Source organism: Paraburkholderia sediminicola (assembly GCF_046026895.1).
GTDB classification, from domain to species: domain Bacteria; phylum Pseudomonadota; class Gammaproteobacteria; order Burkholderiales; family Burkholderiaceae; genus Paraburkholderia; species Paraburkholderia sediminicola_C.
The window spans coordinates 1-7,340 of the sequence record NZ_JAQQEU010000147.1 but is presented as its reverse complement, the minus strand read 5'-3'; the positions used below and the strand labels follow the sequence as shown (position 1 = coordinate 7,340).

Below are 7,340 nucleotides of genomic sequence, written 5' to 3'. Positions count from 1 at the left end.
GATCTTTCAGGAGCAGGTGATGCAGGTCGCAATGCTCGCGGCAGGTTTCAGCGCCGGCGAGGCGGACCAGCTGCGCCGCGCGATGGCCGCATGGAAGCGCAAGGGCGGACTGCAGCACTATCACGACCGCATCGTTGAAGGGACGCTCCAGCGCGGCTACGACCGCGAGTTCGCCGAATCGATCTTTGCGCAGATCCAGGGATTTGGCGAATACGGCTTTCCCGAAAGCCACGCGGCGAGCTTCGCGCTGCTCGTCTATGCAAGCTGCTGGCTGAAGCGCCATGAGCCGACCGCGTTCCTGTGCGCGATGCTCAACAGCCAGCCAATGGGCTTCTACTCGCCGTCGCAACTGGTTCAGGATGCAAAGCGCCACGGCGTCGGCGTGCTGCCCGTCGACGTGACCATCAGCGGCTGGGATTCAACGATGGAAGGCGAAGGCAGCATGGCGCCGGTGCGTCTCGGCATGTCCGTAATCCGTGGCATGCGTGAGGAAACCGCGCGGCGCATCGAAGCGGCGCGTGCGATGCGGCCGTTCCGCGATGTCGCGGATCTCGCGAACCGCTCACAGCTGGATCGCCATGACCTGCAGGTGCTCGCGGCCGCCAATGCATTGAAACCGCTCGCCGGTGACCGGCGGCAGGCGCTGTGGGCCGCCGTCGCGGCCGTCCCGGACAAGGACCTGTTGCGCGCGACATCGCGCGAGGAAGACGCGCCGGCGCTGACGGCACCGACGGAAGGACAGGACCTGATCGCCGACTACCGTTCGACCGGCCTGACGCTCGGCCGCCACCCACTCGCCCTGCTGCGCAAGAAGCTGCTGTCGATGCGCCTGATGCCCGCCGAAGCGCTGATGCGCTACCGCGACGGCCAGCTCGCGCGGGCCTGCGGAATTGTCACGGTACGTCAGCGCCCCGGCACGGCGAACGGCGTCACGTTCATGACCCTCGAGGACGAGACGGGGTCCGTCAACGTGATCATCTGGCAGTCGGTGCTCGAGCGGCAGCGGCGCGAGGCGCTCGGCTCGTCATTGCTTGCGGTCTACGGCGTGTGGCAGCGCCAGGGCGACGTGAAGCATCTCGTTGCACAACGGCTTGTTGACGTGTCGCACCTGCTTGGGGAACTGCCGACGGCGAGCAGAAATTTCCACTGAATCCAACGTGGCGAGGGCGAGTTACAAAGCGAGCCGCAGAGGCGAGAGGACGACGAGGTTGCGGTGTTGGCGTTCGAGCTGCAAGTGGGGATGCTGCTGCGTGACCTTCCGCCTGGAACAGTCGCAGAGCTCGACGACCTATGTGTCGCGTGGTGGAACAGCAAGGATGTCGTCTTCGCTCATTTACGCGACGACAACACCGGGCGGGTGGATGAGGAATTCGATCTCAACGATTGCGAATGGCAAGAGCGGCGAGAGGCTTTTGAGGCATGGCTGACGGAACCGAGGTACGGCTCGCGCGCCGAAGTTCGCGACTGGGTGTCGCGGCAGCGGCAGCTATGACGAAGCCAAACGTACGCTGCACTATCGGCACCTTTTCGCAACGACGGCGCTGCCTTGACACGCCGCGGTCTGCTGTAAAACGGGGTTGTGCCAACCATAGCAGACCTCACTTATGCGTCGACGACAACCGAAAATCTATGCAACGCTCCGCCGCCGTTATTGCACTGAAGCCCTCATCCACATGGGCTTCAAGTACACGAGCACGAGCGGTTCCACTCTGGTCAAGCTCGGGGCGTTCCGCACGCCTTATGCGACCGCATCGCGAGCCGGCGAATTTTGGCGAGTGACGCCACTCGTCGGACCGCGCATCTGGCGACCGCGATGACTCGCCGTTGCACGTGGCGACCCCAAAGCCCGCGCTCGGATGCCGGACGAAAAGTCACCGACGAATGTTCGTGACGGACCCACAAGGGACGGTGGACCCCGAGCTACCTAATCGGCAGCTTTCAGTGGTACAGCGGCCATTCGTTCCAGTCTCCCCGCAGGTCATCGGCAAACGACCTGATATATCTCGCACGTCGGGCGCTGCAATGCATTAGCGCGTACCCCTTCTGTTCGAGGTTTGAGTATGAAAACCGATTGCCAAATTATTCAACGAATACTTTCTAGTTGGGTAGTGAACGATCGGCCATCGACGTCGATCAGCCGCAAAGTGGCGAGCGTCCCAGGGGACACGTTGGGATGAGGGACCGGTGGTAGCGTGACCGTTGCTGCCGCGCCCATCGACGCACGAATGCCGTAAGGACCCGCGGCAAACCGGTTGTAGGCGAAATCATTGGCGAACGCACCCGTAGGCAATTTTGACAGCGCAGAAGCATCCCAGTGCTCGACAACGGTATGGTCTGGGCTCAGTAATGCCGCGTCAACGACGTGCACGGATGCTTCAGGCGTACCCCCGTCCAGGTAGACGTGGAAGCTGACCTGACCGTCCGCCAGCAATTTTCCGTCTCGCATCGTCAGGTGGTGGACTGTCGGGCTAACCGGGCCGTTGTGAAAGGGCGTTACCACTGAACCGCGAAAGTAGCTGTAGGTACCAATGTTGTACACCGCGACAAAAGCGAACAATGTCAACGCGAGAGTGCGAAACCCACGATCCTTCTGCGGTAGCGGCAGACTGCCCCCGATCCATTGAAACCAGGGCTTGTCGGCGAGCGCCGGTCTGATGCGAAGCAGCACGTTATCGACTGAATACGCGCTGCCGCCAGCCAGCAACAAGGTGGTGCCCATTGCAAGATTGCAGGCAGCCATGGTCCATTCATCGATGCAAGTCGCGCCCTGCCAGCCGAACAGTGCCATCAGCACAACAGACAGCAACATCGAAACCAGCGCCGCCAGGCGCGTGAGCAGCCCAACCATCAACATAAGGCCGAACACCAGTTCTGCCGCGCTGAACAGTATTACGCCCACGTAAAGTACGTAGAAATGCTGGAGCATAAACGCGATCAGATGATCGAGCCCAAATAGTGCGCCCGGCATTGCCGACTGAAACTTATATGCCATCCAGTGTGGCGCGTGCGGATCCAGCTTGCTTGGCCCATAGATGAAGCGTCGCGAGCCACCGCCCCAATAGATAAACCCTTGTATAAAACGCGTGGCAAGCAGGGCGATGCCGGCCAATCGCCAGCTTCGAAATGCGTCGTTGCGCTGGGCACCGGCAGTCGACGTGTCTAGTGGGAAGGTTGCCATGATATTGCATTTCCAGATTCTTGGAGGGAGACGGTTCACGGCACGCACGCGCCGTCGCGGGTCGGTACGGTGTCGACCTTCGACGCAGGATTCGCTGGGAGTCCAAAGTATCCCACTCAGGGAACAGCGACATCGAACAATGTGCTGCCCCTGGTACATCCCGCGCCGTTGGTCAGAGCGGCATTAGCGCGTAACCTGCTTGCTGCAGGGTTGTCACGGTGGTCAGTGCGGACAACGACAGTGTTACTCTGGGGTCGATCCAGTCATACTCGAAGTGGTGTTCTGCCATGGCCTGGCCACACACCGCGATCGTGATGCCGTCCTTCCTGAGCAGCTCAATCAACGGCAGATTGGGGTTAGGCACACCGAACTGCACACGATAGTGCGCGTCGTCGAGCGCCAACGATGTAGCCGAACCAGAAGCGACTGCGACGAATTTAAGCCTGCTCAGCGGTACGCCCGACGCCACGTAGAGATTCACCGCGCGCGCGACGTGATCAAGCGCCGGACTCACCTCATCGGGATCCTTGGCCCCCTGCGTCAAAGAGAAGACCACCTTGTAGGTGTGACCCGGTTGCGGCTTGAAAGCGCCGTTCGGAAGAAAATGCATCTTGCCGTAATCGTGAACGGTCGGTGTGGTCCAGAAGTCGGGCGCATCCATCGTGCCTGCATGGACGGACAACGAAGCGGCAGCGAGCGCTACGGTAGCTACGAAACTTTTAACTTTGTACATGATTGATCGCGGTTTCACTAAAGTCGCACAATGGTCGGAAGCAGAGATGGTGCAGCCCCGAGATAGATAGATATGACCGTTCCTCAGGTGTGGCCAACGAGAGTCACCCCCCTAGTCCAGCCTTCGCCATCATCCCAAGCGCCACGCAGATCAACACTCCCGCGAAACCCACCTGTACATGCTGCGCGGAGAGACGGTGCGAGACCAGCCGCCCGGTCACCATGCCGGCGCCCGTCGCCAGGCTGAACCACAGCGTCGGGTCGAGCGGCAACGGCGCGCCGTGCAGTACCGTCGCGACGACACCGCCGCTACCGACCAGCGCGATCACCATCAGCGACGTGGCGACGATGCCGTGCATCGACACGTTGGTCAGCTTGCGCAGCATGGGCACGATGATGAAGCCGCCGCCCACCCCGAGCAGTCCCGTCATCAGCCCGGTCAACGCGCCGGTTGCCGCAAGTGCGGCGCCCGTGGTCCATGACCAGATCAGCCGCCCAGTGTCGGGATTGATGCGGGCGACGCAAAACCGTGAGTCCACGCGGTCCGGTCGCCCCCGCCGCAAAGCCTGTGATAACAGCCGTCCGGCCACCACCAGCATGACGGTGGCAAACAGCGCCAATAGCACGCGTTGTGGTAACGCATGCGCGAGGCGCACACCGAGCAAGGTCAGTGGCACACCAGCCGCGGCCATGAATAGCGCGGCGCGGTAACGGACGAGCCGCTGCCGGAATGCTTCAAGCGCACCGATAGCAGCGCTGCCGGCCACGGCGACCAGCGCGACCGGCGTCGCCTGCTGCATCGGCCAGCCCATGCCGGCCACCAGCGCCGGAACGGCCAGTATGCCGCCGCCCGCGCCGGTCAGGCCGAGCACCGCGCCAACGATGGCGCCAAGGATAAGTGAAGTTAGCATGAGAAATCGGACAGGTTGTTAGCCACCGTCGCGTTAGCCCAGCCGGCCTGATTGCAGACGATGGCGCGAAAGCCAGCGGCCTTGATTGTTTGCAGGTCGGATGCGGCAACCTGTTGCGATACCGCCAGCCCGGGCATCAGTCTCGTGATGTCCAGCGGCTGCTCGTGTTGCTTCTATTAACTACGGCCGCCCGTTCAGATTGCGTTGAGGGGAATCTTGAGATACAGCACCCCGTTATCTTCCGGATCGGGCAGATGTCCCGCGCGCATGTTGACCTGCACTGACGGCAACATCAGCACCGGCATGTTGAGTGTCGCGTCGCGCGCGGTACGCATCGCAACGAAGGCGTCCTCGCCGATACCGCCGCGTACATGGACGTTGTGTTCGCGTTCCTCCGCTACCGTGCTGACAAACTGCAAAGGGCGCCCGCCCGGCTGGTAGTCGTGGCACATGTACAGCTTGGTGTCCGCCGGCAGGCTCAACACCTTGTTGATTGACCGGTAAAGCGTACGGGCGTCGCCGCCGGGAAAGTCGCAGCGCGCGGTACCGTAGTCGGGCATGAACAGGGTGTCCCCGACAAAGGCGACGCTCTGCGCGCCGTGGCTGACCACATAGGTCATGCAGGCCGGCGTATGGCCCGGGGTATGGATGGCGCGCGCCTGCAACGCTCCGACGGCGAAACACTCGCCGTCGGAGAGCAGATGATCGAACTGGCTGCCATCGTGCGCGAATAGCGAACCTGCGTTGAACAGCTTGCCGAACACGTCTTGCACGCGCGTCACCTGCTCGCCGATCGCAATCTTTCCGCCGAGTCTTTCCTTGAGGTAGGGCGCGGCGGACAGATGGTCGGCATGCACGTGGGTTTCGAGAAGCCACTGGACCTTCGCACCAAGCTCATGAACGCGAGCTATGAGCCTCTCGGCTGCCGTCGTGCCGGTACGGCCTGACTTCGGGTCATAGTCGAGCACACTGTCGATCAGTGCACAGTCGCCCGTTTGAACATCCAGCAAAAGGTAGCTGACCGTCCAGGTGGGGGGGTCGAAGAAGCCTTCGATCAGCATCGGGCTCGCGGTATTCATATTGAGGCCAAGGAAAGAACGCGGTTAATACGTTTTGTACGGCAGGAACTTGCCAGACAGCAGCACCTTGACGCGGTCGCCTTTCGGATCGGCCTGACGCTGGATATCCATCGAAAAATCGATCGCGCTCATGATGCCGTCGCCGAACTCTTCATGAATCAGTTCCTTGATCGTGGTGCCGTACACGCTGACGATTTCGTACCAGCGGTAGATCAACGGATCGGTCGGCACCGCAGTCTCGAGCGAACCCTTGTACGGCACGATCTGCAACCACGCGACGGCCTCGTCCGGCAGCCCGAAAATTTCGCCGGCAATCTCGGCCTGCTGCTTGCTGAAGGTCATCTGGCCGAGGCACGCGGCCGTCGTCCACTCCTTGCTCTGGCCGATCTTCCCGGCAATCTCACTCCACCTCAGGCCCTTCGCGACCTTGGCGGAAACGATCATCTGCGTTACTTCATTGCGGCTGGAAATCATAGGTGGCTCCTTGGGTAAGAAATCAGGCAATTGCCTTGAGATTGGGTCCGGCAGCCCGCGCGATTGAGGCCGACGCGGCTGCGCCGTCATCGAGCCCGGGATAAACGAGCCGCGTTGTGGCGGCGGCCACGCGTCCGGTATCGGGTCGGTCGCCGTGGGAGGCGCTCAGTTCTTTCGAACGCCGCACCAGAAAGTCGACCAGATAATTGCGGATTCGATAAAACTGCGGGTCATGGTGCATTGTCTCGCGCTGACGGTTAGCCGGCAGCGTGTTGACGACGATCTCGGCGATCCGGGCGCGCGGCCCGTTGCTCATCAGCATGATCTTGTTCGACAGCAGAATCGCTTCGTCGACGTCGTGCGTGATCATGAATACGGTCTGCTGCGTCGCGGTGCAGATTTTCAGCAATTCATCCTGGATCACACCGCGCGTCAACGCGTCGAGGGCGCCGAACGGCTCGTCGAGCAGCAGCATGCGCGGCTCGATCGCAAACGCCCGCGCGATGCCGACGCGCTGCTTCATCCCGCCAGACAACTCCGACGGCTTCTTCTTTTCAGCGCCCTTCAGGCCGACCATCTCGATGAAACGTTTGCCGTGCTCGGCGATCTGCTCGCGTGTCCAGTCCGGATAGCGCGAGCGCACCGCGAACGCGATGTTGCCTTCCACGGTCATCCACGGCAACAGCGCATGGTTCTGGAACACCACGCCGCGATCGAGCCCGGGTCCGGAAATTTCGCGATTGCGCACGATCACGTGCCCCTCGCTGGGCGGTTCGAGACCAGCCAGCACGTTCAGGATGGTGCTTTTGCCACAGCCGGAATGGCCGATTACGCAAATGAATTCGCCCTGCTCTATCTTGAAGCTGACGTTTTCGAACACCGGCGGCAGGTCGTCGCGATAGCGCTTGGTCAATCCTTCGACGCTGACGAAACTCGTCTCGCCGGACGTCTGGGCATTGGACTTAG

8 protein-coding genes are annotated in these 7,340 nt (G+C 61.6%); 2 read left to right on the top strand and 6 right to left on the bottom strand.

Going from position 1 to position 7,340, the window contains the following annotated elements:
- A partial coding sequence (locus PQR02_RS39050; protein WP_408243167.1) for a helix-hairpin-helix domain-containing protein occupies positions 1-1,150 on the top strand: 1,150 nt, incomplete at its 5' end.
- A gap of 63 nt (positions 1,151-1,213) precedes the next feature.
- Positions 1,214-1,492: a hypothetical protein gene (locus tag PQR02_RS39045; RefSeq protein ID WP_408243166.1), complete on the top strand. Its 279-nt coding sequence runs from the start codon at positions 1,214-1,216 to the stop codon at positions 1,490-1,492.
- 591 nt (positions 1,493-2,083) lie between these two features.
- On the opposite strand, the gene PQR02_RS39040 is transcribed toward PQR02_RS39045, so the two are convergent.
- The 6 genes from PQR02_RS39040 to PQR02_RS39015 form a co-directional block, all read right to left on the bottom strand.
- The gene (locus PQR02_RS39040; RefSeq protein WP_408243165.1) at positions 2,084-3,178 is read right to left on the bottom strand and encodes a TQO small subunit DoxD; all 1,095 of its coding nucleotides are present in this window, start codon (positions 3,176-3,178) and stop codon (positions 2,084-2,086) included.
- 172 nt (positions 3,179-3,350) lie between these two features.
- Entirely contained in the window at positions 3,351-3,911 is a 561-nt protein-coding gene (locus PQR02_RS39035; protein ID WP_408243164.1) for a DsrE family protein, read from the bottom strand.
- A 103-nt stretch (positions 3,912-4,014) separates the two neighbouring features.
- A complete protein-coding gene (locus PQR02_RS39030) occupies positions 4,015-4,821 on the bottom strand; it encodes a sulfite exporter TauE/SafE family protein (protein ID WP_408243163.1) in 807 nt (268 codons plus the stop codon).
- A gap of 194 nt (positions 4,822-5,015) precedes the next feature.
- Entirely contained in the window at positions 5,016-5,900 is an 885-nt protein-coding gene (locus tag PQR02_RS39025; RefSeq protein ID WP_408243162.1) for an MBL fold metallo-hydrolase, read from the bottom strand.
- Positions 5,901-5,924: 24 nt separating this feature from the next.
- Entirely contained in the window at positions 5,925-6,374 is a 450-nt protein-coding gene (gene cynS / locus PQR02_RS39020; protein ID WP_408243161.1) for a cyanase, read from the bottom strand.
- 22 nt (positions 6,375-6,396) lie between these two features.
- Positions 6,397-7,287: an ABC transporter ATP-binding protein gene (locus PQR02_RS39015; protein WP_408243168.1), complete on the bottom strand. Its 891-nt coding sequence runs from the start codon at positions 7,285-7,287 to the stop codon at positions 6,397-6,399.
- Positions 7,288-7,340 lie beyond the last annotated feature (53 nt).